25 protein-coding genes are annotated in these 24,552 nt (G+C 65.8%); 9 read left to right on the top strand and 16 right to left on the bottom strand.

What is annotated here, in order from left to right:
• The first annotated feature begins 139 nt into the window (after window positions 1–139).
• A complete protein-coding gene (locus ABDB87_RS07675) occupies window positions 140–613 on the top strand; it encodes a CreA family protein (RefSeq protein ID WP_345925635.1) in 474 nt (157 codons plus the stop codon).
• Window positions 614–634: 21 nt separating this feature from the next.
• Here ABDB87_RS07675 and ABDB87_RS07680 read toward each other — a convergent pair whose 3' ends face one another.
• Both ABDB87_RS07680 and ABDB87_RS07685 read right to left on the bottom strand, forming a co-directional pair.
• On the bottom strand, window positions 635–985 hold the full coding sequence (locus tag ABDB87_RS07680) for a NirD/YgiW/YdeI family stress tolerance protein (protein ID WP_345925637.1): 351 nt from the start codon (window positions 983–985) through the stop codon (window positions 635–637).
• Entirely contained in the window at window positions 982–1,398 is a 417-nt protein-coding gene (locus ABDB87_RS07685; RefSeq protein ID WP_345925639.1) for a NirD/YgiW/YdeI family stress tolerance protein, read from the bottom strand. Before ABDB87_RS07685 ends, ABDB87_RS07680 begins: the two co-directional genes overlap by 4 nt.
• A gap of 179 nt (window positions 1,399–1,577) precedes the next feature.
• Here ABDB87_RS07685 and ABDB87_RS07690 point away from each other — a divergent pair, with 179 nt between their 5' ends.
• Window positions 1,578–2,195 carry a glycosyltransferase family 2 protein gene (locus ABDB87_RS07690; protein WP_345925641.1) on the top strand — a complete coding sequence of 206 codons (618 nt, stop codon included), beginning with the start codon at window positions 1,578–1,580 and terminating at the stop codon, window positions 2,193–2,195.
• A 23-nt stretch (window positions 2,196–2,218) separates the two neighbouring features.
• On the opposite strand, the gene ABDB87_RS07695 is transcribed toward ABDB87_RS07690, so the two are convergent.
• Complete coding sequence (locus ABDB87_RS07695; RefSeq protein ID WP_345925643.1) at window positions 2,219–3,217, bottom strand: glycosyltransferase family 2 protein; 999 nt, start codon at window positions 3,215–3,217, stop codon at window positions 2,219–2,221.
• Between the two features lie 157 nt (window positions 3,218–3,374).
• On the opposite strand from ABDB87_RS07695, the gene ABDB87_RS07700 reads away from it, so the two are divergent.
• Window positions 3,375–3,878, top strand: a complete 504-nt coding sequence (locus tag ABDB87_RS07700) for a hypothetical protein (RefSeq protein WP_345925645.1) — start codon at window positions 3,375–3,377, stop codon at window positions 3,876–3,878.
• A 72-nt stretch (window positions 3,879–3,950) separates the two neighbouring features.
• Here the strand turns inward: ABDB87_RS07700 and ABDB87_RS07705 are convergent, their stop codons facing one another.
• The 4 genes from ABDB87_RS07705 to ABDB87_RS07720 form a co-directional block, all read right to left on the bottom strand.
• Window positions 3,951–4,589 carry an NAD(P)H-dependent oxidoreductase gene (locus ABDB87_RS07705; RefSeq protein WP_345925647.1) on the bottom strand — a complete coding sequence of 213 codons (639 nt, stop codon included), beginning with the start codon at window positions 4,587–4,589 and terminating at the stop codon, window positions 3,951–3,953.
• A gap of 90 nt (window positions 4,590–4,679) precedes the next feature.
• Window positions 4,680–5,360, bottom strand: coding sequence for a type 1 glutamine amidotransferase domain-containing protein (locus ABDB87_RS07710; RefSeq protein WP_345925649.1), 681 nt, complete (start codon window positions 5,358–5,360; stop codon window positions 4,680–4,682).
• Window positions 5,361–5,377: 17 nt separating this feature from the next.
• Window positions 5,378–5,788 carry an organic hydroperoxide resistance protein gene (locus ABDB87_RS07715; protein ID WP_345925651.1) on the bottom strand — a complete coding sequence of 137 codons (411 nt, stop codon included), beginning with the start codon at window positions 5,786–5,788 and terminating at the stop codon, window positions 5,378–5,380.
• A 127-nt stretch (window positions 5,789–5,915) separates the two neighbouring features.
• Entirely contained in the window at window positions 5,916–6,506 is a 591-nt protein-coding gene (locus ABDB87_RS07720; RefSeq protein ID WP_345925653.1) for a TetR/AcrR family transcriptional regulator, read from the bottom strand.
• Window positions 6,507–7,213: 707 nt separating this feature from the next.
• On the opposite strand from ABDB87_RS07720, the gene ABDB87_RS07725 reads away from it, so the two are divergent.
• The gene (locus ABDB87_RS07725; protein WP_345925655.1) at window positions 7,214–8,605 is read left to right on the top strand and encodes a glycoside hydrolase family 28 protein; all 1,392 of its coding nucleotides are present in this window, start codon (window positions 7,214–7,216) and stop codon (window positions 8,603–8,605) included.
• Window positions 8,606–8,710: 105 nt separating this feature from the next.
• On the top strand, window positions 8,711–10,066 hold the full coding sequence (gene chrA, locus ABDB87_RS07730; protein ID WP_345925657.1) for a chromate efflux transporter: 1,356 nt from the start codon (window positions 8,711–8,713) through the stop codon (window positions 10,064–10,066).
• Here the strand turns inward: chrA and ABDB87_RS07735 are convergent.
• Both ABDB87_RS07735 and ABDB87_RS07740 read right to left on the bottom strand, forming a co-directional pair.
• Window positions 10,063–10,827: a GDSL-type esterase/lipase family protein gene (locus ABDB87_RS07735; protein WP_345925659.1), complete on the bottom strand. Its 765-nt coding sequence runs from the start codon at window positions 10,825–10,827 to the stop codon at window positions 10,063–10,065. The two genes, chrA and ABDB87_RS07735, sit on opposite strands and share 4 nt — an antisense overlap.
• Window positions 10,828–10,934: 107 nt before the next feature.
• On the bottom strand, window positions 10,935–12,788 hold the full coding sequence (locus ABDB87_RS07740) for an ABC transporter ATP-binding protein (protein ID WP_345925661.1): 1,854 nt from the start codon (window positions 12,786–12,788) through the stop codon (window positions 10,935–10,937).
• Window positions 12,789–13,157: 369 nt separating this feature from the next.
• On the opposite strand from ABDB87_RS07740, the gene ABDB87_RS07745 reads away from it, so the two are divergent.
• On the top strand, window positions 13,158–13,865 hold the full coding sequence (locus tag ABDB87_RS07745; protein WP_345925662.1) for a pectate lyase: 708 nt from the start codon (window positions 13,158–13,160) through the stop codon (window positions 13,863–13,865).
• 56 nt (window positions 13,866–13,921) lie between these two features.
• On the opposite strand, the gene ABDB87_RS07750 is transcribed toward ABDB87_RS07745, so the two are convergent.
• The 4 genes from ABDB87_RS07750 to ABDB87_RS07765 are packed head-to-tail and all read right to left on the bottom strand — an operon-like array spanning window position 13,922 to window position 18,419.
• On the bottom strand, window positions 13,922–14,473 hold the full coding sequence (locus tag ABDB87_RS07750; RefSeq protein WP_345925663.1) for a response regulator: 552 nt from the start codon (window positions 14,471–14,473) through the stop codon (window positions 13,922–13,924).
• Entirely contained in the window at window positions 14,470–15,828 is a 1,359-nt protein-coding gene (gene nosR / locus ABDB87_RS07755) for a response regulator c-di-GMP phosphodiesterase, NosR family (RefSeq protein WP_345925665.1), read from the bottom strand. Before nosR ends, ABDB87_RS07750 begins: the two co-directional genes overlap by 4 nt.
• A 3-nt stretch (window positions 15,829–15,831) precedes the next feature.
• Window positions 15,832–17,634: an ATP-binding protein gene (locus ABDB87_RS07760; protein ID WP_345925667.1), complete on the bottom strand. Its 1,803-nt coding sequence runs from the start codon at window positions 17,632–17,634 to the stop codon at window positions 15,832–15,834.
• Window positions 17,631–18,419: a response regulator gene (locus ABDB87_RS07765; protein WP_345925669.1), complete on the bottom strand. Its 789-nt coding sequence runs from the start codon at window positions 18,417–18,419 to the stop codon at window positions 17,631–17,633. Before ABDB87_RS07765 ends, ABDB87_RS07760 begins: the two co-directional genes overlap by 4 nt.
• 517 nt (window positions 18,420–18,936) lie before the next feature.
• Here ABDB87_RS07765 and ABDB87_RS07770 point away from each other — a divergent pair.
• Window positions 18,937–19,587, top strand: coding sequence for a hypothetical protein (locus ABDB87_RS07770; protein WP_345925671.1), 651 nt, complete (start codon window positions 18,937–18,939; stop codon window positions 19,585–19,587).
• A gap of 109 nt (window positions 19,588–19,696) precedes the next feature.
• Here the strand turns inward: ABDB87_RS07770 and ABDB87_RS07775 are convergent, their stop codons facing one another.
• The 3 genes from ABDB87_RS07775 to ABDB87_RS07785 all read right to left on the bottom strand — a co-directional run bounded on the left by ABDB87_RS07775 (window position 19,697) and on the right by ABDB87_RS07785 (window position 22,462).
• Entirely contained in the window at window positions 19,697–20,152 is a 456-nt protein-coding gene (locus ABDB87_RS07775; RefSeq protein ID WP_345925673.1) for an Hsp20 family protein, read from the bottom strand.
• A gap of 310 nt (window positions 20,153–20,462) precedes the next feature.
• Window positions 20,463–21,350, bottom strand: coding sequence for a hypothetical protein (locus ABDB87_RS07780; protein WP_345925675.1), 888 nt, complete (start codon window positions 21,348–21,350; stop codon window positions 20,463–20,465).
• A gap of 155 nt (window positions 21,351–21,505) precedes the next feature.
• Window positions 21,506–22,462 (bottom strand): DMT family transporter, encoded by a 957-nt coding sequence (locus ABDB87_RS07785; protein ID WP_345925677.1) that lies wholly within the window; start codon window positions 22,460–22,462, stop codon window positions 21,506–21,508.
• Window positions 22,463–22,564: 102 nt separating this feature from the next.
• Between ABDB87_RS07785 and ABDB87_RS07790 the strand changes: the two genes are divergently transcribed.
• Together ABDB87_RS07790 and ABDB87_RS07795 are read left to right on the top strand one after the other, a co-directional pair.
• Complete coding sequence (locus ABDB87_RS07790) at window positions 22,565–23,458, top strand: LysR family transcriptional regulator (protein ID WP_345925679.1); 894 nt, start codon at window positions 22,565–22,567, stop codon at window positions 23,456–23,458.
• A 745-nt stretch (window positions 23,459–24,203) separates the two neighbouring features.
• The gene (locus ABDB87_RS07795) at window positions 24,204–24,500 is read left to right on the top strand and encodes a hypothetical protein (RefSeq protein WP_345925680.1); all 297 of its coding nucleotides are present in this window, start codon (window positions 24,204–24,206) and stop codon (window positions 24,498–24,500) included.
• The last annotated feature ends 52 nt before the right edge of the window (window positions 24,501–24,552 follow it).

Here is a 24,552-nt window from a genome sequence, read left to right on the forward strand (position 1 = left end):
GGGAGCGCCGAGTCTAGCCCCGCGCCGGACGAACGGGAATGCGCGCAAATGCTTAGCCGCGAACCGCTGTCATGCAGGCGTGACCCCTGCTGTGGCACTCTGGCGAAATCTGGACAGGCCATCGAAAGGACGGACAGGCATGATCAAACGGATTCTGGGCGGGCTGGTGCTGCTGGCGGGCCTGCAGGGCGTGGCGCAGGCCGAGGCGGTGGGCGAGGTGGATACCACCTTCAAGCTGCTGGGGCCGGACAACAAGATCGTCGTACAGGTCTTCGACGACCCGCGCGTCGGCGGCGTGAGCTGCTACCTCTCGCGTGCGAAAACCGGCGGCATCAAGGGTGCGGTGGGGCTCGCCGAAGACACCGCCGACGCCTCGGTGGCCTGTCGCCAGGTGGGCGAGATTTCCTTCAGGGAGCCGCTGCGCAAGCAGGAAGAGGTCTTCACCGAACGCTCCTCGGTCTTCTTCAAGCGGGTACGCGTGGTACGCATGGTCGACAGCCAGCGCAATGCGCTCGTCTACCTGGTCTATTCCGACCGCCTGGTAGATGGCAGCCCCAAGAACAGCGTGACGGCCGTGGCCGTGCCGCAGTCCCTGCGCATCCCGCTGCGCTGAGCCTGTGGTGAGGCCGCCGGCTCAGCGGGCCGGCCGGATGCTGAAGACCTTGAGCTTCGATTTGCCGGAGGATTCAAAGTCGAAATCCCCGCTCACCAGCAGGCTCGCCGCCGGATCGACCCGCACCGGATGAGGCCAGTGCTTGTGATCGACCTTGAGCAGGATGGCGGCCGTACCGTCGCTGAAGCGGAACAGCTCATCCTCTTCCACCCGGCTCACGATGCGGCCCTGCAGCGTGACCTGGCGGGCGTCCTGCCGGCTGGCCAGCAACTGCGCGATCGAGGCAGGAAAGCCGTGTGCCGCGTCGGACTGAGCATGGGCGCCCACCCAGGCAAAGACCAGGGCGAGGGCCAGAACATTGCGGCGCTTCATGAGGCCGCCTTGCCGGAAGGGGCCGGCGGCAGGGCGCGCAGGTCGATCACCCGCAGATGATCGAAACCCAGCGCGCGGTGAATGTAATGCCCGAAGATTTCCACCCGGGTATCCGGGCCGAGCGCCCGGGCCTGCGGCCAGCGCCATCCGTGATGCCACTGCCTGTGTCCGGGGTAATCATCCAGATCGAGCAGCAGACTGCCGCTGTCATCGCTGAACTCGTACAGCGCCTCATTCAGCTTGCGGGTGAGCGTGCCTTGCAGCGTGACCGTGCTGCCGTCGAGCGCCGAGACGCGCAACTGCCGGATGTCGAGCGCTGCGGCGGTCATGCCGCCGTATTGCAGCAGCACGGGCGCCACGGCGCAGATCAGGGCGAAGAGCACGCAGGCGAAGGTGAATGCGAGGGATTTCATGTCAGCCTCCTTCATCAGAGCCGACCGGCCTTCCGGTACGGCATGGCGGCCACTGTGCGCCAGGCTGGGTGAACGTCCGCTGAATGCCTGCAGCATCCTTGCGCGCTGGCTGGCGGAGCAGGGCGATGGCGGGCGCTACAATCGTGGCCTCCGAATTCCTGCTGCCGGAAAGCCCCCGCATGTCCGCCCAAACCTGCATCGAAATCATCGCCGTCGCCCATCTGCGCTACGGCGAGCTGCGCGTCTTCGTCCAGTCCATCCTCAACCAGACCGCGGGCAACTGGCGCCTGCAGGTGATCCATGACGGGCCGGACGAAAGCTTCGACCGGATCATGGCGGCCTACCAGGCCGAGGCACCCGAGCGCATCCGCTATTCGCATACCGGCACCCGCCACAACGACTACGGCCACTCGCTGCGCGAGATCGGCCTGGCGCGGGCCGAGGGGGACTACGTGCTGATCACGAATGCGGACAACTACTACATTCCCCGCTTCGTCGAGTACTGCACGAAGGCGGTGAGTGACACGGGCGCCGACATCATCATGTACGACATGGTGCACAGCCATGAGAACCCGGGCCAGCGCACGCTGCCGGCCTACTCGTATTTCCAGACCCAGTATTCGATCAATAACATCGACATGGGGGCCGCGATCGTGCGCCGCACGATCGCTCAGCAGGCCGGCTTTGCCGACAAGAGCTACGCCGCCGATGCGGTGTACTTCGAGAAAGTCGCGCTGGTGAAGCGGGAGAAGACCACGCTCTGCAAGATCAACCGGGTCATGCTGGTACACAACTGAGCCGGGCAGGCCCGGCGGCCGGCTCAGCCGAGTGCGCCGTGGCAGTGCTTGAGCTTTTCGCCCGAGCCGCAGGGGCAGGGGTCATTGCGGCGGCGGCCCGGCACTTCGCGGACCATCCTGCCCGTCGCCGTGTCGAACATCCCCTCGAGCAGCGCCCGACCGATGCTGGCGGGCGGCGTGGCAGCCGGCTCGCCCGGCATGCCGGTGCAGAGCACGATGCTGTCGGCAAAGCGCTCCGGTATCCGCAGGATCTCGCCGGTGTCGGCCGCATGCTCGCGCCGGTAGGCCGCCAGATCGCAGATGCGGGCGCGCTCGAAATCTTCCTCGGCAGCGTCGTAGATATGGGCGAGATAGGTGGCTTCGTCCCAGCGGAAGTGCAGGCCGTGAACCTTCCGCAGAGAGTTGTCGGAAAAGCGGATCTGGTTCAGCACGCGGATGCGGCGGCGTGAGGCTTCATGGTCCACCGCGCGCAGATGGAAGAGGAAGAGATTGTCGTCCGGCGCCGGCGGCAGGCTCGCGCCATGAAAGCCGGCGATCCAGCGGATGGGCCGCGCCGAAATCAGCGTCTTGCAGTAATCGGTGCGGTAGCGCAGATAGCCGCGCTGCGCGAAAAGGCTGCCTTCGAGCTGCAGGGCGGGTTCCACGCGGTGGTGGTGAATCACGTCGAAGCCTGCCGGTGTTTTGTGGCTGAAGGGCGTGGCGGCGAGGTATTCATGCAGATCCGTGCCGCAGGCCGGATCCAGCACGATCAGCTCGTCGGTATCGGTGAAGAGCACATAGTCGTAGTGCTGCAGCAGCTCGGCATGGAAATGGCTCACCAGTGCGGCGCGGTCGTCTTCATCGAGCGGTGCGCGCTGCCGTGTCACGAGATTCCGGATGCGACCGTCGCGGCTTGAGCCATCGGTCGAACCGTCATCGATGACGAAGCAGTTTTCCGGGCCGAACAGCCGTCCGTAATGCGCCAGCCAGATCGGCAGGAACAGGTTCTCGTTGAAACACATCGTGAAAACGGCGCCGCGCATGGCGAGTGTCCTTTCAGGGGAAGCAGCCGGAGCCGGCTGAGCTCGCGCAGCCGGAGCGCGCCGCGGGAGTATGACGCATGCGTGCGGCGCACTGGCGCTCTGCGGCGCGGGTGTGCGCGCAAGTTCCGCCCCGGTGTGGCGGCCTTACAATGCCGCCATGACCGGAACAGAAACCCTGCAGGAAACCGCCGCGCGTGACGACGCGCCGGTGCATGAAGACCGTTTGTGGATCGACCGTGGCTGGACCGCACAGGTCATCAAGAACGAAGACGACGATGGCTGGGCGGTCGCGATGTATCGCGATGGCGAAGCCGAGCCCGCGCTGGTGGGGCCCTGGACCATGGGTCGTGACAAGAAGAATCCCAAGCCGCTGGATGCGACGGCGTTTTCCACCCTGGTGAAGACGGCGTCGGAAGTGATCCGGCGGGCCGAGCAGCATCTGCATGCACAGCTGCACAAGCGGCTCACGGTGAATGCGGAAGCGGGGGCGATCGAGGTGCGGCTCGACATCGTGCCGGACGACGACGATCCGCATGCGCTCCTGAGCGCCTTTGATGCGGCGGGGGACGAGCTTGCGCGGGTGCGCGTGCGGCCCGACTTTGCGCTCAGCCAGCGGAGCGCCAGCGCCTGGATAGACGCGGACTTCCGCCGCCCCGTCTGAGCGCCCGCGCAGGTCGCGCCCGCTTGCGCGGAAACGGCAGGCGCACACCCGCAGGCATGCGCCCCGTTGCGATCAGCTCAGTTCGGAGATGAAGTTCTCGCGGCTGCGGCGCACCTTCTTCAGGTTCACCAGCCAGTCGCCTTCGTCAGCGCGATAGCCCAGCGGCAGGATCAGCACCGAGCGCAGGCCACGTTCCTTCAGCTTCAGGATTTCATCGACCTTGGCCGGATCGAAGCCTTCCATCGGCGTGCTGTCGACACCTTCGGCCGCGGCCGCGATCAGCGCGGTGCCCAGCCCGATATAGGCCTGGCGTGCGGCGTGCTGGTAATTCACTTCCGGGTCACGCGGCACATAGCTGGCCAGCACCTGCTGGCGGTAGTTCTCCCAGCCTTCGTTCCTGAAGCCGCGCTCGTCGTTGACCAGGTCGAACATCATGTTGATGCGCTCGGCGGTGTAGTTGTCCCAGGCGGCGAAGACCAGCAGGTGCGAGGCTTCGGTGATCTGGGCCTGGTTCCAGGCGTGCGGCTGGATCTCGGCGCGCAGCTGCGGATTGCTGACGACGATCACTTCATAGGGTTGCAGACCGCTGGAGGTGGCGGTGAGGCGGATGGCCTCGAGGATGCGGTCGATCTTTTCCTGCGGTACGCGCTTGGCCGGGTTGAACTTCTTGGTGGCGTAGCGCCATTGCAGGGTCTGGAGCAGGTCAGACATGGTCTTGCCTTTCTTCTGGCGGAATGAGAAACGGGGAAGGGGGCGTGCCTGGCGCCTCGAGGCGCCAGTCGCTCCCGGACATATGCGGGCTCAGCCGAGCGTTTCAAGCAGCTTCTTGGCGACGAGCTCGGAAGAAGCCGGATTCTGGCCGGTGATCAGCAGGCCGTCGACCACGGCGTAGGGCGCCCAGTCCGGCCCCTTGCTGTAGAGGCCGCCGTGGGCCTTGAGCATGTCCTCGACCAGGAAGGGCACGACATTCGTGAGCTGCACCGCGTCTTCCTCGGTATTGGTGAAGCCGGTGACCTGACGGCCGCGAACCAGCGGCGAGCCATCCGCCGCCTTCACATGACGCAGCACGCCCGGCGCATGGCAGACCGTGGCTACCGGCTTGCCGGCGGCGAGCGCGCCTTCGATCAGGGCGATGGAGACCGGGCTTTCGGCCAGATCCCACAGCGGCCCGTGGCCACCGGGGTAGAACACGGCATCGAAATCCTCCACCTTCATTTCATCCAGGCGATGGGTGTCGGAGAGCTGCTGGATCGCGACCGGGTCGGCCTGGAAGCGGTGCGTCGCTTCGGTCTGGAACTCAGGCTCGTCGCTCTTCGGGTCCAGCGGCGGCTGGCCACCGGCCGGCGAGGCCAGGCGCACGGCGGCGCCGGCATCCAGAAACGCGTAGTAGGGCGCTGCGAATTCCTCCAGCCAGAAGCCGGTCTTCTTGCCGGTGTCGCCGAGGCGGTCATGCGAGGTCAGGACCATCAGGATCTTTTTCATGGGGTTCTCCTTGGTGTTCAGGCGACGGTCAGATGCAGACGGACGTCCACATTGCCATGCAGGGCATTGGAATAGGGGCACACGGCGTGGCTGCGGGCGAGCAGGGCTTCGGCCGCGGCCTGGTCCAGACCGCTGATCGTGACATGCAGATCCACATCCAGCTTGAAGCCGCCCTCGGGGGTCATGCCCATGCCGACTTCGGCGCTCGTCTGACTGCCGGCGAGCGGCAGCTTTTGCTGGGCTGCGACATGCTTGAGCGCGTTGTCGAAACAGGCAGCGTAGCCCAGTGCAAAGAGCTGCTCCGGATTCGCGCCGGTCTTGCCGCTGCCGGGCATGGCCAGTTCCACGGCAAGGCTGCCGTCATCGAGGGAAGTGAGGCCGGAACGGCCGCCCTTGGCGGTGGCGCGGGTCTTGTAGAAGATTTTCATGAGGGGTCTCCAGGTTCGGGTGGTGCTCAGTGAGTGGTTTAAAAATAGACCGGTCGGTTTGTTTTGAGGCAAATGAAAGTCGGGGTTGGGGGCGGTGCAGGGGGAGGGTGTTTCCGCGTCCGGTGCTTCAGCCGGACTGCAGCAACTCGCGGGTACGCGCCAGCGCACCCTCGAAAGCCGTGCTGTCGCGACGCAGCTTTGCCAGCAGCGAGGCGCCCAGCCAGAGTTCATAGAAGGTTTCGGCGAGCGCGGTGGCGGACTGCCGATTGCCGATCGAACTGTCACGCTGTCCTTCGGCCACCCAGTCTGCGAGCACGCCCAGCACGCGGCCGGTGCCGGCCAGCATGCGTTCGCGCATGGCGTCGGAGAGGTCGGCAATCTCCGCGCTGAGCTTCACGATCAGGCAGTACAGCGCGGCGTCTTCGCCCCGCTGGGTTTCCGTCCAGCGCTCGCAGTAGGTCTCGAGCCGCTGTGCACCGGTGAGGCCGGAGGCCTGTGCCAGGGCATCGAGCCGGTTCAGGTAGTCGTCGAAATAGTGGTCCAGCAGGGCGATGCCGAAAACTTCCTTCGATGCGAAGTAGTGATAGAAGGAACCCTTGGGCACACCGGCCGTGGTGAGCAGTTCGGCAAGCCCGACGCCCACGAAGCCTTTCGTGGCGACAAGGCGCTGGCCGCAATCGAGGATGTGCTGACGGGTATCGGGGCGTTCGCTGTTCATGGGACGAACTGTAGCGCTGATTAGACCGGTCGTCTAGTGCCTTGTGAAAATTTCTGCAAACCGCCTTTCCCGCGTTCGGCTCGGTTCTTCCGACCCCGACCCCGACCCGACCGGCCCGGCCCGACCCGGCCCGGCCCGGCGCCGCGCGGCAAGGCCCTGAACCCGGCCAGAGCCCCACCGGTGCGGCTCTGGCCGGATGGCCGTCGGGCACGAGATAGCCGGGGCCGCGCTCCCTGCGTCCGCTTTGCCGCGGCGCGCTGGGCAGCATCCGGCGGCATGCGTCGGACGGCGACCCGCTTTCCGGAGGGCTGGCGGCGCGTCGGGGCAGGGAGCAACGGCAGTGTGTGGGCCTGATCGACGCGTGCCTTCCCGGCGTTTGCCGGGTGGGGGGCGACGGTGCTCGAAAGCTGGCGATGCCGAAGCCTGTCCTGAGCTGACTGCCTTGAATTGCTTGTCATGACAGGTGGGTTTACCCGAATCACCATCGCTTTTCAGGTGAAACCTGTTGCACGGTGCTTTTGCGCTCTGCTGCCTGATGAATGCTGGGCTGGCGGGGTGTGTTGCTGACGCGAGACAGCATTCCTGCTTCATCGCAACCTGTCATACAAATCTTGCCGCTTGTCATTGACCGGCCGGAATTGCGCTTCCTATAGTGCGTGGCCGGTATGTGGTCTGCATGCCGGCCATACAAGGAGGAGACCGGTTTCATGCGTATCACCCGGAAGTACCCGCTGCTCGCGGCCTGCGTGCTGCTGGCGGCCAGTTCGTTCAGCCTGCCCGCCGCTGCGGCAGCCAATGTGAAGATTCCTGCAAAGGTCTGCGATGTCACCGCCTATGGTGCGGATGGCGAACGCCAGCAGATCCAGCTCAATACCGAGCCTTTCCAGAAGGCGATTGATGACTGCGCGGCAGCCGGCGGCGGCACGGTGCGCGTGCCGGCCGGCAACTATCTGGTGGCCCCGCTGCAGCTCCGGAGCAACGTGCGCCTGCAGCTGGAGAAGAACGCCACCATCGTGGCCTCCACCGTCGAATCGAGCTATCGCGCGACGCCGGAAACCAAGTCCGGCGAGGCCGAGAATGGCTGGCTGCCCTTCATCAGCGTGGCGAACGCCGAGAACGTGGCGATCACCGGCGAAGGCACCATCGACGGCCAGGGCGCGGTGTGGTGGGAGCGCTACCGCGCCAATGTGCGTGAAACGCCGGCGCGACGCGCCTCGACCGACCGGCCGCGCCTGATCTATGTGAAGAACAGCCGCAACGTGCTGATCGAGGGTGTGAGCCTCGTCAATTCGCCGAGCTTCCATGTGGTGCTGCGCTACAGCGAGGATGTGGACGTGACCCGCACCCGCATCGCCACGCCCTGGCATGCGCCGAATACCGACGCGATCGACCCGATCGATTCGCGCCGGGTGCGCATCACCTGGAATGACATCGACAACAACGACGACCATGTCGCGATCAAGGCCGAGAAGGCTGATCCGAAATATCCTGATGGCGTAACGTCAGACATCTACATCGCGCACAACACCCTGCGCCAGGGGCGTGGCATCTCGATCGGCAGCGAGTCCTCGGGCGGGGTGAACAATGTGCTGGTCGAGCACAACAGCTTCATCGGCTCGATGTACGGCCTGCGCATCAAGAGCCCGCGCGGCAAGGGCGGCAGGGTCAGCAACGTGATCTACCGCGACACGAAGATGGTCGACGTGGGCGTGCCCCTGGTGTTCTCCGGCTACTACAAGGGGGCGCCGAACGATCAGGCCGAGCTCGATCGCGCCCTGGCCGAAGGCGGCTTCGTGGTGGGCGACCAGCTCTATCCGGCAGACACCGACCCGGCCCAGCCTTTCGATGCGGTGAAGACTCCGCACTTCAGCCACATCGCGGTGAGCAATCTGGTGTCGACCGGGAAGAGCCGCGCCGCCGGTTACATCGTGGGCGTGCCGGAGGCGGCGATCACCGATTTCCGCTTCGAGAACGTGAAGATCGAGGCCGACAAGGGCCTGCTGATCCGCAACGCGTCGGTGCAGGGTCGCAAGTTCGAGGTGCGCGCGCGTCAGGGCGAAGCCTTCATCCTGCAGAAGGACGCCAAGCTGCAGCGCTGAGCCGGCCTGCCGCCCAGGCCCCTGTCCGCGCAAGCGGCAGGGGCTTTTTCATGTCCACTCTCCTGTAAGCTCTCCCGGCTCCTTTCCCGTCATGACAGGAACATCATGAACGACAACTGCCGGATTCCCTTTGCCCAGGCCCTGCGCTTCTGGCTCAAGCTGGGCTTCATCAGTTTCGGCGGGCCGGCCGGGCAGATCGCGATCATGCACCGGGAGCTGGTCGAGCGCCGCCGCTGGATTTCGGAGCGCCGTTTCCTGCATGCACTCAACTACTGCATGCTGCTGCCCGGGCCGGAAGCCCAGCAGCTGGCGACCTATCTCGGCTGGCTGATGCACCGCTCCGCGGGCGGCGTGGCTGCCGGCCTGCTCTTCGTGCTGCCGGCACTGCTGATCCTCATCGCGCTGTCATGGCTCTACATGGCCTGGGGCCAGCATCCGCTGGTGGCCGGCATGTTCTACGGCATCAAGCCCGCGGTCTGCGCCATCGTGCTCCAGGCCGCCTGGCGCATCGGCGGGCGCACCTTGCACAACCGCTGGATGTGGGCCCTCGCGGTGGCGGCCTTCCTCGCGCTGGCGGCAGCTCAGCTGCCTTTCCCCCTGATTCTCGGTGTGGCGGCGGTGCTCGGCTGGCTGGGCGGCCGCTGGCGGCCGGCACTCTTCCGCGGGGCGGAGTCGCACCGCGCGGCGAGCGTGGTCCATGCGCCGGCATTGATCGACGACGACACGCCGACGCCGGCGCATGCCCGCTTCCGCTGGCGCCGGCTGGTGGGCGTGCTGCTTGCCGGCGCCCTGCTCTGGATCATGCCGATGGCATTGCTGGTGGCGCTGGCCGGCCCGCAGCATGTGCTGACCCAGAGCGCCGGCTTCTTCACCCGCGCCGCGCTGCTCACCTTTGGCGGGGCCTACGCGGTGCTGCCCTATGTGTATCAGGGCGCCGTGCTGCATTACGGCTGGCTCAGTGCCACGCAGATGATCGACGGCCTCGCGCTGGGCGAGACCACGCCGGGCCCGCTGATCATGGTGGTGGCCTTCGTGGGTTTTGCAGCGGGCTGGAACGAGGCGCTGACCCAGGCAAGCGGCGCCTTCCTGTCCGGGCCGGCGGTGATTTTCATGGCGATTGCCGGGGCCTGCGTGGCCACCTGGTTCACCTTCCTGCCTTCTTTCGTGTTCATCCTGGCGGGTGGTCCGCTGGTGGAATCCACCCGCAACACGCCCGCCTTCACTGCCCCGCTGACCGCGATCACCGCCGCGGTGGTGGGGGTGATCCTGAGCCTCGCGCTCTTTTTTGCCTGGCATGTGTTCTGGCCCGCCGGCTTCGCGGCGCCGCCGGACTTCATCGCGATGGCGCTCGCCTTGCTGGCGGGCCTGGCACTGATGCGCTGGCGGGTGTCGGTGATCGCGGTGATTGCCGCCTGCGCGGGATCCGGCCTGTTGCTGAGCCTGCTGGCGCGCGGCGTCTAGACGCCCGCTTCGCGGCGCAGCGCATCGGCCCACAGCGCATACCCGGCGTCGCCCGGATGCAGGCCATCGGCGGCGTGCATGCGCTCGGGCTCACGTGCAAAGGGGTCATCCTCGCGTTCGCGGAAAAGATCCACGTACAGCGCGCCGCTCTCCCGCGCCACGGCCTTGCCGATGTCATGCAGGTCGCGCGAGCGCTCGGTCATCCACCAGGAAAAGGGCGCGAAGAGCAGCGGGATGTTGCCGATGTTGCCCGGCGGCATCAGGATCACGCGCGGTGCGATGCGGGCCGCCTGATGCGTTGCGGCGAGCAGGCTGTCGTGCAGCTCGTCGCGGCCGGTGAGGCGCAGCACGTCATGGCTGCCGCACATGATCAGCACCGTGTCCTGCGGGCTGGCGCCCTCCAGCTGCGCTGGCAGCGCTTCGCATTTCGCGCCGCTGCGTGCCCGGTTCTCGATGCGCCAGTCGGGATGGCGACTTGCGATCCAGCCCGCCACCGAGTGGGAAGGCGTGCTCGCGCCGGTGCCGACGCCGGTGCTGTCGCCCACGATCAGCAGGCGATGGATCGCGCCGGGCGGGTCGGCCTGCAGGGGCTGGGCGTTGCGGGCGAGGCTGGCGGCGGTCTGCAGGCGCGAGAGCGCGCAGCCGCTGCTGATCAGCACCAGGCCCACCAGCATCGCCAGCACGCGGCGCCCGGAATGCTTGCGGGGAGAAGGGGCGGCGAGGCCGGCAGGGCGCCGGAGGGCAGACGGGGGGGCGGGCATGGCAGACTCCTCAAGCCACTGGAATGGCTCAAGGATGGTCCGTGCGGGCGGGGCGGCCCATAGTCCGCCGCCGGGAGCGGCTGCCGGCCGCGTCCTACAGGGGGGGCTCAGGCCCCGGCGGTTTCGGTTTCGTCCAGCTCTTCGGCGAGGAAGCCGCCGCTCTGATGGGCCCACAGGCGGGCATACAGACCGCCCCGGGCGAGCAGTTCGGCGTGGCTGCCTTCTTCCACGATGCGGCCGCGATCGAGCACGATCAGGCGATCCATCGCCGCGATGGTGGAGAGGCGGTGGGCGATGGCCACCACCGTCTTGCCTTCCATCAGGCGGTAGAGGCTGCCCTGGATGGCGGCTTCCACTTCCGAATCGAGCGCACTGGTGGCTTCGTCGAGCAGCAGGATGGGCGCGTCCTTGAGCATCACGCGCGCGATCGCCACCCGCTGGCGCTGGCCGCCGGAGAGCTTCACGCCACGCTCGCCCACATGCGCGTCATATCCCGAGCGGCCGGCCGGATCGGTCAGCCCCTGCACGAAGTCATGCGCCTCGGCACGGCGGGCGGCCGCGATCATCGCTTCGTCGTCCGCATCGGGGCGGCCATAGAGGATGTTGTCACGCACCGAGCGGTGCAGCAGCGAGGTGTCCTGCGTGACCATGCCGACCCGCGCACGCAGGCTGTCCTGGGTGACGGCCGACACATCCTGTCCGTCGATCAGCACGCGGCCGCTTTCCACGTCATAGAAGCGCAGCAGCAGATTCACGATGGTGGACTTGCCCGCGCCCGAGCGGCCGACCAGGCCGATCTTCTCGCCCGGGCGGATGGTGAGGTCCAGATGCTCGATGACCGGCTTCTCGCCGCCGTAGGAGAAGCTCACATCCTCGAAGCGGATCTCGCCGCGCGGCACTTCGAGCGCCGGCGCGCCGGCGCGGTCGGTTACCGCCTGATGGCGCGAGAGCGTGTTCATGCCGTCCTGTACCGTGCCGATGTGCTCGAAGAGCATGGCCATTTCCCACATGATCCAGTGCGAGATGCCGTTGAGCCGCATCGCCATCGCGGTGGCCGCGGCCACCGCACCGATGCCGATCTTGCCGCTCATCCACAGCCACAGCGAGAGCCCGATGGTGGCCGCCACCAGCAGCACATTGAGGGTGTGATTGACGATCTGGAAGCCGCTCACCAGGCGCATCTGGCCATGCACGGTGCCGAGGAACTCATCCATCGCCGCGCGTGCGTAGGCTGCTTCGCGCTGGCCGTGCGAGAAGAGCTTCACCGTGGTGATGTTGGTGTAGGCGTCGGTAATGCGGCCGGTCATCAGCGAGCGGGCGTCGGCCTGGGTGCGGGCGGCCTCGCCCAGGCGCGGCACGTAGTAGCGCATCGCCAGCAGATAGAGCAGCAGCCAGCCGAGGAAGGGCGGCAGCAGCCAGGCATCGAAGCTGCCCGCGATCACCACCATCGTGCCGAAGTAGATGACGACGTAGACCAGGATGTCGGTCAGGATCATCACCGTGTCGCGCACCGCGAGCGCGGTCTGCATCACCTTGGTGGCGATGCGCCCGGCGAACTCGTCCTGATAGAAGCTCATGCTCTGGCCCAGCATCAGGCGGTGGAAATTCCAGCGCATGCGCATCGGGAAATTGCCCGCCAGGGTCTGGTGCTTGAGGAAGGTCTGCAGCGCCACCACGAAGGGGCTGGAGAAGAGCACCACCGCAAACGCGATCAGCGTGTTGCGCTCGCGCACGAGCAGTTCGGAAGGCGAGATCCGGCCGAGCCAGTCGACCAGATGGGCGAGCCCGGCATAGAGCAGGGCCTCGAAGGCGCCGATGAGCGCGGTGCAGGCCGCCATCACCAGGATGAGGCCGCGCAGGCCCTCGGTGCAGCCCCAGACGAAGCGCAGGAAATGCCTGGGCGGAGACGCCGGCGTGCGGGCCGGGTAGGGCGGAACGAGTCTTTCAAAAAAGCTGTACACGGAAAACTCCAGTGCCGGCTCGGGCCGGTCGCGGGGGTGGCTGGCGGCTTCGGGCGTGCCGCACTGGCCTGGGGAGGCTCATTGTCGCAGCGAAGTGCGGCCGGAGCCACCGCAAGCTGATGCGCTGCAGCATGCCCGGTTGTGCAAATGTGTCGAAATTGATTTCATCTCCGCCCAATTTCCATACAAAAACCGGTTTCGACGATCTTTTCGGCACCGGATTCCGTGCCGCACTGCAAACGGCAGCCGGGTCGGGATGAACGGCCTTTCGGAAGCCTCATCCAGGGGCTACAACGTGCCTGCAGGGCTTGGGGTTAACCCACGACCCTGTGACAAGAAACATTCTTTGGACAAATTGGAGAAAGTCTCATGCAATACGGAAAATTTCTTTTCGGCCTCATTCTGGCGGCTTCCGCATTCAGCGCCTCGGCAACCACCACCATCTCGGGCACCAAGGACTACGGCGGCGCCACCGTCGGCACCTCGTGTGACGGCCAATCCGAGAGCCAGCAGCCAGTGTTCTACCTGAAGGACGGCGCCACGCTCAAGAACGTGGTGCTCAAGGCCGGTGGCGCGGCCGATGGCGTGCATTGCGCCGGCAGCTGCACGCTGAGCAATGTGAAGTGGGCGGATGTCTGCGAGGATGCCGCCACCATGAAAGGGGGATCAGGCAAGACCATGACGGTGACCGGCGGCTCGGCCTACAAGGCGAGCGACAAGGTCTTCCAGCACAACGGCCTGGGCTCCACCATCAAGATCGGTGGCGGCTTCTATGCCGAAACGATCGGCAAGCTGTATCGCTCTTGCGGCAATTGTTCCAACAACGGCAGCGCCCGCTATGTGGTGATCGACAACGTGAAGCTCAATGGCGTGAGTGCCGGCGTGGTGGGCATCAACACCAACTACGGAGACAAGGCCACCATCACCAACCTCAAGATCAAGGGCTACAAGTCCGGCAGTCCGAAGGTGTGCGTGACCTACAAGGGTAACAACAGCGGTGCCGAGCCGAGCAGCCTCGGCGAGAAGTGGAACACGTCCAACTGCGTCGTGAAGACCAGCGATGTAACGTCCTACTGAGCCTTCCGCGTCTGAAGAAAGCCCCCGCCCGCGTTGCGCGGCGGGGGCTTTTTCATTCAGTCGTCATCCAGCAGCACAGAGCCGTCCGGCCCCCAGTGCACGCGGGTGATGCCGGGCTCCACGCTCTCGAGTGCGCGGGCCTCGAACTCCGCGGCGCTGATCTCGCCGATATCGAGCCGCATCAGATCGGCCAGGCGCCGGTTCTCCAGCATCAGCTCGCGCTGCGCCAGGCTTTGCCCGAGTGTGGCCATCAGCTCGTGATCGTTCCAGGGCTTGGAGATGAAGCGGTGAATGCAGGCGTCATTGATCGCGCGCTGCAGGCCGTTGAGATCGGCATAGCCCGAGAGGATCAGGCGCATCGCGTCCGGCTGCACGTCGCGCGCCGCGACCAGCAGGCTGACCCCGTCCATCTCCGGCATCCGGTAATCGCTCAGGATCAGGTCGAAGGGGGTGTGCAGGATCCGTCGCAAGGCTTCCGAGGGGCTGGTGAAGCATTCCGTTTCCAGATCGAATACCCGTCCGGCATGGGTGCAGGGCACCTTGCGCAGCAGGCGCTGCAGCGCATTCAGAATACCGATTTCATCGTCGATCAGCAGGATCCTGCTCATGATGTGGCCTCCGTGGCGGCCGGCGCGGTCGGGCGGACGCAGACCACCAGCCGTTTGCCGTAGCTTTCCTCGAACTCGCGGATCTGCTTCACGATCAGCGCGTCCAGCGTGTAGCCGACGGCGAGCAGCAGCAGGCCGTCCGGACTGTAGAGATCATGGGTGAGGACCATGCCGGGCTCGAGGTCGCTGCCGGAGAGCCGGCGTGCGACCGGTTCGGTCTTCGGTGCCCGACCGGTGAGTTCGGCGAAGGCGTCCACCACGGCCGGGTCGTAGCGGAACCCGCGCCCTTCGATGACATTCGCCTTGGCCTCTTCCACCGTCATGCGGCGCGCGCTGACCAGCCCGATCTGCGCCGCATCGTAATCGTTGGCCAGCGCCAGGATGCGTGCGCCGGCCGGAATGCGGTCGCCGGCCAGGCCTTCCGGATAGCCCTTGCCGTCCCAGCGCTCATGGTGGGCGCGGATGATGTCGGCCACGCCGCGCATGTCGGGCATCGACATCAGGGCGGCGGCGCCATTGATCGTGTGCTTGCGCATCAGGCCCAGCTCGTCGGCGCTCATGCGGCCGGGCGGCTTGTCGAAGAGATCGTCGGGATAGCCGATCTTGCCAATGTCATGGAGCAGGGCGGCGAGGAAAACCTCCTGCGCGAGATCGTTGCTGAAACCCATCTTGACGGCGACCTTGCGCGACACGTCGGCCACGCGCCGGCTGTGGCCGGAGAGCGTCGGCGCGCGCAGCTCGATCAGCTGAGAGAATATCTGCACCGAGGTGAAGAAGGTCTTTTTCAGCTTCTCCATCGACAGTGACACTTCCTGATGGGCGATCTGCAGCTCTTCGGTGCGCTGGCGCACGCGCTCCTCCAGCGTGGCATTGAGCTCGCGCAGGGCTTCGTTCTGTTCGCGGGTGAGCGCCTCGAGCCGGTCGTGTTCGCGCTTCAGGCCGGCGTGCTCGAGTGACTGGCGCACGATGGCCAGCAGTTCTTCGTCATTCCAGGGTTTGGACACATAGCGGTGGATGCCGCCTTCGTTGATCGCGGCGATCGCGCTGGCGACTTCGGCATAGCCGGTGAGCAGCAGGCGGCGGCTGTCCGGCCAGCGGCGGCGCACTTCGGTGAGCAGCGTGGCGCCGTTCATGCCCGGCATGCGCATGTCGGAAATCACCAGATCGGCCGGCCGCTCGGCCAGCAGCGTCAGCGCCTCGTCCCCCGAGTTTGCCGCCCGCACCGCGTAGCCCGCCGGGCGCAGCATGCGGCGCAGGCTGGAGAGCACGTTCGGCTCGTCATCGACGAGCAGGATCTCCGGCGGGCGGTCGAAGCCGGCGATGAACTGCTCCGGCGTGCCGGGCTGTTGGTCCATCGCTCAGCTCGCTTCCTGCACCATGTCCGGTGCCATGTCGGGTTGCTCGACCGGCAGCACCACGCGGAAAGCCGTGCCCTGGCCGGGCGTGGATTCCACCTCGATGCGGCCGTGATGCTTCTGGATGATGCCGTAGGAAAGCGAGAGCCCCAGGCCCGTTCCCTTGCCGATCGGCTTGGTGGTGAAGAAGGGGTCGAAGATGCGGCTGACCACCTCGGGCGGCATGCCGCAGCCGTCGTCGGCAAAGCGGATCCAGACCTCTTTGTCTTCCGCGCCGCTGCTGACGCGGATGGTGCCGCGATGCTCGGTGCTGATGGCCTGGGCCGCATTCACGAGCAGGTTCATGAAGACCTGGTTGAGCTGCGAGGGCAGGCACTGCACCTGCGGCAGCACGCCGTATTCGCGGATCACGTCGGCCTTGTACTTGATCTCGTTGTTGACCACGTTGAGCGTTGATTCAAGGCCGCGGTGGAGATCGGTCCACTGCCAGTCGGAGCTCGCATCCACATGCGAGAAATCCTTCAGGTCCTGCACGATCTTGCGCACGCGCTCGATGCCCTCGCGGGATTCGCGCATCAGGTCGAGCAGATCGTCCTTCACATAGTCGAGATCCTTCTTCTTGCGCAGCGTGGCCAGCGCCGTGCGGGTCTCTTCGGCGGCGATTTCGGATTCCGCCTGCACATAGGCCTCGATGAGTTCGAGGATGTCGGCCAGGTAGCTCTGCAGGGAGCCGAGGTTCGAGAACACATAGCCGATCGGATTGTTGATCTCGTGCGCCACGCCTGCAGCCAGCTGGCCGATGGAAGCGAGCTTCTCGTTCTGCACGAGCTGCTGCTGGCTCTGCACCAGGCGGTCCTGCGTGTCATGCAGCTTGTTGTTCAGATCGGTGACCTCGATCAGCCGCCGCTGCATTTCATGCTCGATCGCCACCCGGCGCTCGATGTCGTGCTCCAGCGCCGACTTGGCTTCGCGCAGCTCGCGGGTGCGCTCGGTGACCAGGTCTTCGGCTTTCTCGCGTGCTTCGCGCAGCTTGGCTTCGGCTTCCTTGCGCGAGGTGATGTCGATCAGGGTCTCGATGGCGCCGATCACATTGCCCATCGCGTCACGCAGCGGCGAGGCCGCCACATGCAGCCAGCGCGCGGGCAGGCCGTTGAGCTGGGGCAGCAGGATCTCGGCCTCATAGGCGCCTTCCGCCGCCGGCGAGCGCCACAGGTGTCCTTCATAGGCGTGCATGGCGTCGGCCTCGTCATCCGGCTCCATCACCCAGTCGGCCAGCATCGGGCGGCGAACCTCGCTGAAGGCCCGCCAGGCCTCGTCGGTGCCGACCACATCGCTGGCCTGCATGCCGCATAGCACCTCGCAGGCGCGGTTCCAGTGGGTGACCTGGTGCTCGCGGTCGATCACGAAGGTGCCCACCGGATAGCCCTCGATGATCTCGGTGAGCATCTGCAGCATCGAGGCTTCCGCCCCCTCTGCGCGCATGCGTGCGCTCACATCGGTACAGCTGGCCACCTGCAGCACGCGACCATCGCATTCGAGCGGCTTCATGCTGACTTCGAACCAGCGGTCCGAGCCGTCCGGCATCGGCCAGGGCAGCGCATCGGCCCAGCTCTGGCCCAGCGTGAAATCGATCCAGGCTTCGCCGCCGAGTTCCCCCAGCGATCGACCCTGCAGGCGATCGGCCGGCATGCCCACGATCTGGGCGAAGGCGGCATTGGCAAAGGCGATGTTCTGCCCGTCGATGAGCAGGATGCCGACGTCCACCAGATCAAGCAGCCGGGTGTCGGGAGCAGGGGCCGGGATCATGATTGCGCATCCGGGATCAGGACAATGACATGGCCGCCGGGCTCGCCCGCGTTGGGCTGGCTCAAGGCGGTCAGGCGCTGCGTGCCGACATCGAGCGTGTTGCGCCGGCAGGCCGCGGTGGCGGCGAGCAGACCGGCCCAGTCCGCGTCGGGCGAGAGGCTGCGGCAGTGGCTGGCGGCCGGATTCAGGAAGCGCGGATGGCCCGTTGCGTCCAGGCTGATCAGCGGCAGCGGCAGCGCATCGAGCAGGTGCTGCAGGCTGCGCAGGGCATTGCGTGAGGCATCTGCCTGATCGACCAGCGAGGCACAGGCGCGGGCGAGTTCGTCATTGCGGTCGAGCAGCATGCCCTGCAGCATGCGGTTCTCGTCGCCCACCCACTTGTACTGCAGCGCTTCGCGCACCGCGATGCGCAGCATCTCGTCGTCCCAGGGTTTGGTCAGGAACTTGTAGACCGCGCCCTCGTTGATCGCGTCGGTCACGCTGTCGAGATCGGTGTAGCCCGAGAGAATCATCCGCACGCTGTGCGGCGAACGGTCGCGGGCCTTGCGCAGGAAGGTGGTGCCGATCATGTGCGGCATGCGCTGGTCCGAGATGATCACATCGACCTTTTCCTCGTCGAGAATGGCCAGCCCGGCTTCGCCGCTGGTGGCACTCAGGATGCGGTAGCCGTCCTTGCGCAGCAGCCTGCGCAGCGAGGACAGGATGTTTTCTTCGTCGTCGACCAGCAGCAGCGTGTTCTGGGTCAGCTCGACATCGGTGCCACCGGGAAGCTGCATCGTTTCCATCGGGATTCCTCCGCAGGCTCGGGCGTGTAATGGCATTCTGGACGTTGTCGCGGCGACTTCCGTAAAACACTGTTTCGGCGCGCCGGTGGCCAGCCAGCCATGCATCCCACCGGACACGAAAGCCCACTGTTACCTGTGAAAACAGGTCACCAGCGACTGCGGCCGGGCGGTGGCAGACGCCCGGCTGCATGGCTGGCGCAATGTCCGTCGTGTCGGGCCGGTTTCCTCCGGCCTCATGCCTTCAACTTCGGACGCGCGCGCGCGGACTTGAGGCCACACTGCCCATCCGGCAGCCCGGATCGGGAATGTCCTGATGCCCGGGCCGAACCATCCCGGTCCGCGTCTGCGCCGGCATCACCGCCCGGACGGGGCCAGGTGGGTGTGCGGGTATGCATCGCGCATATCGCCCCGCTCGTCGCACCGATTGCCCGGGAAGGTCCGGCGCGTGATATTTCCGCTCCCCGGGCCGCGGCGTCATCCGGCGTCGCAGGCCGAACAGGGAGAGAGGGCGGGTTGCATGAGTTGTCACGTCAGGATCCGGACAAGCGGGCTCAGCCTCGAATTCTTCGGCATGCTGCTCTGGATCGGCCTGCTCAACCTGCTGGTGTTTGCAGTGGTTCCCCTGGCCTTCGGCATTGCCCTGCTCGGCGAACTTTCTTCCGGCCACGCCACGCTGACCGACTACCTCGTGCTCGGGCCGCTCAGCCTGATCGCGACGCTGACCGGCACGATCTTCCTGCTGCTGCTCGGCTGGGGCACGCCCGTTCATATCCGCATCCAGGCCTGCCCTGCGCGGATCATCATCGCGTGCCGCAACATCCTCGGCTTCGAGGTACAGGGCGAAACCTTCGAGCGTCCGCATGCCGTGAGCGCCTATTACGACGGGTCGGATGACACGGAGTCTCCGCGCTTGCCGACAGCCCTGTTCATTGCGCAGGAAGGCGTCCGGCACACCGGTGTCGTGCTGCCCGAGAGCGGCAGCAGCATGATCCGGGTCGACCGGAAAAAGGCCTATGTCAGCCTGCCGGCGCTGAGCCGGGCCGAGATCGAAAGCGTCGAATCCCTGATCAATACCTGGCTCACGAGCGGCGAGGCCGGCGTGAGGACCTTGCTTGAGCAGCAGCGATCGCGCTTCTTCAGGCTCTACGGCTCGCTCCGGCCGCGCTGAGACCGGTCCCTGCCACGGCCGGCGCCGCGGCGCGAGCAGCACCGCCACGAAAAAAGGCCCTGCCGCGGCAAGCGGGCAGGGCCTTTGTGCGCCGGGGCGCAGGCTGAGATCAGGCGGCTTGCTGGCCGTTGATCAGGGGCAGCGTTTCATTTGCGCCGATCACGATCTTGCGTGGCTTCTCGGCTTCGGGAATTTCCCGCACCAGCTCGATATCGAGCAGGCCGTTCTCGAAGCTGGCGGCCACCACCTTCACATGGTCGGCCAGCTGGAAGCGCTGTTCGAAGTCGCGCGCGGCGATGCCGCGGTGCAGCCAGTTGCGCTGCTTCTCATCGGTCGCCTTGCGGCCGGTGATCTTCAGCGTGTTCTTCTCGGATTCGATGTCCAGCTCGTCGCGGCTGAAGCCGGCCACCGCCATCGTGATCCGGTAACGGTCTTCCGACACCAGCTCGATGTTGTAGGGCGGATAGCTCGGTTGCTCGTTGCGCAGCGCAGCCTCGGCAAGCTGGGCGAGGCGGTCGAAACCGATGGCGGAACGATAGAGCGGCGAAAAGTCATAGGTACGCATGATTCATATCCTCAAAAAGACAAGCGATAGAAGGGAACTCCACCACCGCCCGGCACGGGCCGGCAGCCTCCTTGCGGAGCGGGAAACCGCCGGATCCACCGGCCCGTTCCCCGGGAAGCAGGCCCCGGAACTCCAGCGGCCTGCACTCCCTATCTGTGTGCGCCTGATGCGTTTTCAAGTCCTTGAAATCAAAGGCGTACGCCCCAATATAGAGAAGCTTTGCAGCGCGCTGCCCAGCGCTTGTGGAAGCGACCCGGCCCGCAGGGGGCCGGGCTTCGGGCATGCGTGGGCGCGGCTTTTCTGGCTGTGATTACTTGAGGCGTGACCAGTAGAACTCCAGAGAGCGCTCGCCGGTGCTTGTATTGTTGGCTACGCCGACCAGCATCTGACCGAAGCTGCTATCCGTGCTCGACATGACCGCGGCAAAGCCGGCATCGGTTCTCGTGGAGCTGCAAGTCTTTCCGGGCACTGCAGAACGCGTTAGCGAGAACTTGAACAGGTTCTTGCTCGACCCCTGTGTGACGGGCTCGATCTTTCCGCTGTATTGGCAGGCGCCGGGTTCGAGCGCGTGCTGGACAATCAAGCCCGACAGGTTGCCGTTGGCGTCAATCGTGAGGTCTTGCCAGGCCCCTGCGAGTGAAGCAAGGCTCACTGCGCGGTCGTTGTCGCTGCTGTAGGTCCAGGACACCGCGATATCGCGAGTGCCTCCAGCGCCCGTCGAGTGCACGGTGCCTGAGAACAGCTTTTTGGGAGAAAAGCTGCCTGAGCCAGTGGCCGTTTCGCTTTTAAGGGACGAGGTCTGGTTCGTCGTCTGGCTGCCGAGTTGCCAGGTGTCGGCCGTGAAGCTGATGGAGCCGGTGAGATTGGTGTCATCGCCATCCTGGTAGACCGAACCTTCAGGCGAGATCAGCGCGGGGAAACCCAGGCGGTCGACCCAGATCCCTTCGAAATCATTCCCGGTCAGCGTGGTGGAGCCTGCTTCGGCGCTGCCTTGTGAGCTGCTGGCCGAGGATGCGCTGCTGGATGCCGCGTTGCCGGCGCTGGACGAGGACGCGGAAGAAGCGGAAGACGAGGACGAAGCGCTGCTGCCGCTGACGGGCACCGGCTGAGTCTCATTGCCGCCACCCCCGCCTCCGCCGCCACACGCGGCGAGAATCAATGCGAGGGTGCCGGTTGCGACGGTTCTTGCTGCAAACATTCCTGCGTCCTTTCTGGAGAAAAAAGCCGCGATTCTCCGCGCCCCGTCTTGAGCAGGAAATACACAAACAGAGCTCTTTTAACCGTGGCTGACGCGCGGCTTGTGCAGGTGCACAAACGGTCGTCAGCCGCCAGGCAGGAATGTGCTCGCGCGCCTTACGCCTGCCGCCCCGCCGCGGCCGGGCACAGCACCGCCGTGGCGGGCTTGCGGCTGCCGGCCTGGTTGATGAAGAGGCTGCCCAGCACCAGCAGCGCGCCGGCGAGCTCGCCGCCGCCGAGCGGATGGCCGCTCAGCACACCGACGGCGAGCGCGGTCAGCGGCACCAGGTTGATGAAGAGCATGCCGCGCTGAGCGCCGATCTGGCGGATGCCCTGGTTCCAGCACAGCACCGCGATCACGGCCGCCGGCAGGATCAGGAACAGCAGCGCCGGCACCAGCCCCGGCAGCGCGGCGGCGGTGGGCAGCCTCAGCCCGCCCGCTGCGCCCACCAACAGCCAGATCGCGCCCAGCCCCAGCGCGCCGCCGCTGCCCGAGAGCGCGGTGTAGCGCAGCGGCGACCAGCCGGGGAAGGCAGCCGCGCCCATCGAATAGAGCACCCAGCAAGTGCCGCCGGTAATCATCATCAGCGTGGGCAGCAGCGCCGCATGCTCCACCAGCCGGGCCGGATGGCCATTGGTGGTGAGCAGCAGCACGCCGAGCACTGCCACCCCGAGCGCCACGAAACTGCGCGGCGCCGGCCGCGTGCCGCTGCGCGCCCACTGGATCATCACCGCAATCAGCGGCTGCAGCGCCATCACGATCGCGCCGAACTCCGGCCGCGACATGCCGACGCCATAGAACATCAGCAGGTTGAAGCCGGCGAAGCCCAGCGTGCCGAGGCCCACCAGACGCCAGAACGCGCCCTCCGGCCGCAGCGCTGCCGCCCCTTCACGCCAGGCCAGCAGGATCAGGAAGAGCGGGGCGGCCACGCCATAGCGGCACAGCGCCATGCAGATCGGGTCCATCGACGCGAGCACTGCTTTCGACACCGGAAAGGCAGCGCCCCAGAGAATCGTCGCCACGCTCAGCAGCAGCGCGGCCCGCCAGAGCGGAACAGGGGGTGTGGCATTCATGGCAGGGTCTTTCTTCGGAAGAGGGGATGGCCTCACTGTAGTGACAGACGAGCTGACGATAAATGGCTACAGTGCAACAGGATTGTTTCCTGACAGACACAAATGGAACGCCTCATCAACATGGCGAGCTTCGCCGAAGTCGTGGATGCCGGCAGCTTCTCGGCTGCCGCAGACCGGCTGGGCTGCTCGCGCGCTGCGCTCAGCAAGCGCATCCGCGCACTCGAACAGGATTTCGGCGTCACCCTGCTGCACCGGACCACCCGGCGCCAGAGCCTCACCGAAGCCGGCGAAGCCCTCCATGCCCACTGCCGCCGCGTGCTCGACGAAATGAACCAGGCCGAAGCACGCATGCATGAGCTCTCCGCCTCGCCGCGCGGCACCCTGCGCATCTCCGCCCCGCACTCCTGGGGCAACCGCGTGCTGGGGCCCTTGCTGGCGGAATTCCTGCTGCGTCATCCGGAAGTGCGGGTGGAGCTCAACCTCACCGACCAGCTCGCCGACCTTGCCGGCTCGGCGGTGGATGTCGCCATCCGCATGACCAACACCCCGGCGCCAGGCCTCGTCGCCCGCCATCTGGCCGACCTGCGCTACGCCGTCTGCGCGGCCCCCGCCTACCTCGCCCGCCACGGCACGCCCGCATCCCCCGCCGATCTCGCCTCACACCGCTGCCTCATCTACGCCGGCGAAGTCATCCAGAACCCCTGGCACATCACCGACGCAGCAGGCGTCGAACACGAAGTGCAGGTGCGCGGCCCGGCCGCCGCCAACAGCACCGAAGTCATGCGCGCCATGGCGGTGGGCGGCGTCGGCCTCATCGCGCTTTCGCGCTACCTGGTGGAGGCCGAGCTCGCCAGCGGCGCGCTGGTGGAAGTGCTTACCGATTGCCGCATGCCCGTGCGCCAGCTCCACCTCGTCACCCTCCCCGACCGCCTTCTCCCCGCCAAGACCCGCGCCTTCATCGACTTCATGCGGGAGAGCAGGGCGGGGCTTTTGTAGGGCGGTCGGGAGCGCGGCGGCAAGTGACCGCCTCGGTCTTGGAACCGCTTGCGGTGGCTGGCTTCGCGAACCCACGCTGCTTGCCTGCGCCGCAGGCTGTCGTTGGAAATGATGGATCGCCCGGAGTCGGCCGATCAGCGCCCGCGCTCCATTGAATCTGTTGCGCCATTCGCAAACGGGATGCGGCAAGCAGTGTGTTTTCAGCTCAGCCGCGCGACTTCGTGATTTTGGTCATATCGCGCGATTCAGAACGAGGCGTAGCGTGGGTCTCTAAACGGTTGATCAGAGACTGGCCGTTTTCGGCCAGGAGTGGACGCAGAGCTTTGCTGCCGGAAAGCAGCCATACGGAGCTTCAGAACTGATTTTTGCAGAGTGAGGTTTTTGTCGATTCTGTTAATGGTGGTCATCCATACAGCCGAATCGCGGAAAGCCAAGCTGGAAGCCAATCTTCGCTGGTCGGTCGCGCCATGTTAGGGAGCACGCGCCGATGATATGCAGCAAAACTGATCCCTATAACAAGTTAGGTGTCACGAGGCACATGCAATCCGTCTACTCACTAAAGAATGAACTTGCCTCAGACCCCGGGCAGATTGCCACTGTTCAAGCTCTCACTCTCGACAGTTCACGCCCGTTTGGCCTTAAAGGAACCTTTGGCGTCGAGAGGGACAGCCAACAAGCTGCGCTTGTTGGTGCCCTCCGTGCTTCGCACTCCGGCTGCCCCTCACTTCCACGTTAGAGTGCAAGCGTGAGCAATCCGCGCAATGAGAAATTCAGGGCGGTTGTCGCCGCCGTAAATGAAGTTCTTTACAACGAATGGGCTCCCATTGGCTTCATTGATGGGCTTCCCAAAAACGAGTACGAATCCTATGCAATTCGTATTGTTTCGATGCTGGCCGCGGGTACGGACGCAAATAAGCTGGCCGCTTACTTGGCGGAGACTGGGTCAGCCATTTCTGGGCATGCCGCAACACAGTCAAGCAGCCTGCCTGTTGCGCAGCGTTCGGCGTGTTTTGCCAAAGAGGCAGGTGAAATTGCCCTCTAACCCTGCAGTCGAGCGGGACAGCCAAAAGCTGCGCTTTTGGTTCCCTCCGCTT

This window comes from Uliginosibacterium paludis, from assembly GCF_039631355.1.
Lineage (GTDB): Bacteria > Pseudomonadota > Gammaproteobacteria > Burkholderiales > Rhodocyclaceae > Uliginosibacterium > Uliginosibacterium paludis.

Coding starts and splice junctions, on each gene's coding strand:
- ABDB87_RS07690 (WP_345925641.1), top strand. CDS start 1,578: ATGTCCGCCCAAACCTGCATCGAAATCATCGCCGTCGCCCATCTGCGC.
- ABDB87_RS07735 (WP_345925659.1), bottom strand. CDS start 10,827: ATGCCCGCCCCCCCGTCTGCCCTCCGGCGCCCTGCCGGCCTCGCCGCC.
- ABDB87_RS07775 (WP_345925673.1), bottom strand. CDS start 20,152: ATGCGTACCTATGACTTTTCGCCGCTCTATCGTTCCGCCATCGGTTTC.
- ABDB87_RS07745 (WP_345925662.1), top strand. CDS start 13,158: ATGCAATACGGAAAATTTCTTTTCGGCCTCATTCTGGCGGCTTCCGCA.
- ABDB87_RS07725 (WP_345925655.1), top strand. CDS start 7,214: ATGCGTATCACCCGGAAGTACCCGCTGCTCGCGGCCTGCGTGCTGCTG.
- ABDB87_RS07695 (WP_345925643.1), bottom strand. CDS start 3,217: ATGCGCGGCGCCGTTTTCACGATGTGTTTCAACGAGAACCTGTTCCTG.
- ABDB87_RS07790 (WP_345925679.1), top strand. CDS start 22,565: ATGGAACGCCTCATCAACATGGCGAGCTTCGCCGAAGTCGTGGATGCC.
- chrA (WP_345925657.1), top strand. CDS start 8,711: ATGAACGACAACTGCCGGATTCCCTTTGCCCAGGCCCTGCGCTTCTGG.
- ABDB87_RS07785 (WP_345925677.1), bottom strand. CDS start 22,462: ATGAATGCCACACCCCCTGTTCCGCTCTGGCGGGCCGCGCTGCTGCTG.
- ABDB87_RS07770 (WP_345925671.1), top strand. CDS start 18,937: ATGAGTTGTCACGTCAGGATCCGGACAAGCGGGCTCAGCCTCGAATTC.
- ABDB87_RS07680 (WP_345925637.1), bottom strand. CDS start 985: ATGAAGCGCCGCAATGTTCTGGCCCTCGCCCTGGTCTTTGCCTGGGTG.
- ABDB87_RS07750 (WP_345925663.1), bottom strand. CDS start 14,473: ATGAGCAGGATCCTGCTGATCGACGATGAAATCGGTATTCTGAATGCG.
- ABDB87_RS07720 (WP_345925653.1), bottom strand. CDS start 6,506: ATGAACAGCGAACGCCCCGATACCCGTCAGCACATCCTCGATTGCGGC.
- ABDB87_RS07700 (WP_345925645.1), top strand. CDS start 3,375: ATGACCGGAACAGAAACCCTGCAGGAAACCGCCGCGCGTGACGACGCG.
- ABDB87_RS07760 (WP_345925667.1), bottom strand. CDS start 17,634: ATGATCCCGGCCCCTGCTCCCGACACCCGGCTGCTTGATCTGGTGGAC.
- ABDB87_RS07715 (WP_345925651.1), bottom strand. CDS start 5,788: ATGAAAATCTTCTACAAGACCCGCGCCACCGCCAAGGGCGGCCGTTCC.
- ABDB87_RS07780 (WP_345925675.1), bottom strand. CDS start 21,350: ATGTTTGCAGCAAGAACCGTCGCAACCGGCACCCTCGCATTGATTCTC.
- ABDB87_RS07710 (WP_345925649.1), bottom strand. CDS start 5,360: ATGAAAAAGATCCTGATGGTCCTGACCTCGCATGACCGCCTCGGCGAC.
- ABDB87_RS07685 (WP_345925639.1), bottom strand. CDS start 1,398: ATGAAATCCCTCGCATTCACCTTCGCCTGCGTGCTCTTCGCCCTGATC.
- ABDB87_RS07765 (WP_345925669.1), bottom strand. CDS start 18,419: ATGGAAACGATGCAGCTTCCCGGTGGCACCGATGTCGAGCTGACCCAG.
- ABDB87_RS07705 (WP_345925647.1), bottom strand. CDS start 4,589: ATGTCTGACCTGCTCCAGACCCTGCAATGGCGCTACGCCACCAAGAAG.
- ABDB87_RS07675 (WP_345925635.1), top strand. CDS start 140: ATGATCAAACGGATTCTGGGCGGGCTGGTGCTGCTGGCGGGCCTGCAG.
- nosR (WP_345925665.1), bottom strand. CDS start 15,828: ATGGACCAACAGCCCGGCACGCCGGAGCAGTTCATCGCCGGCTTCGAC.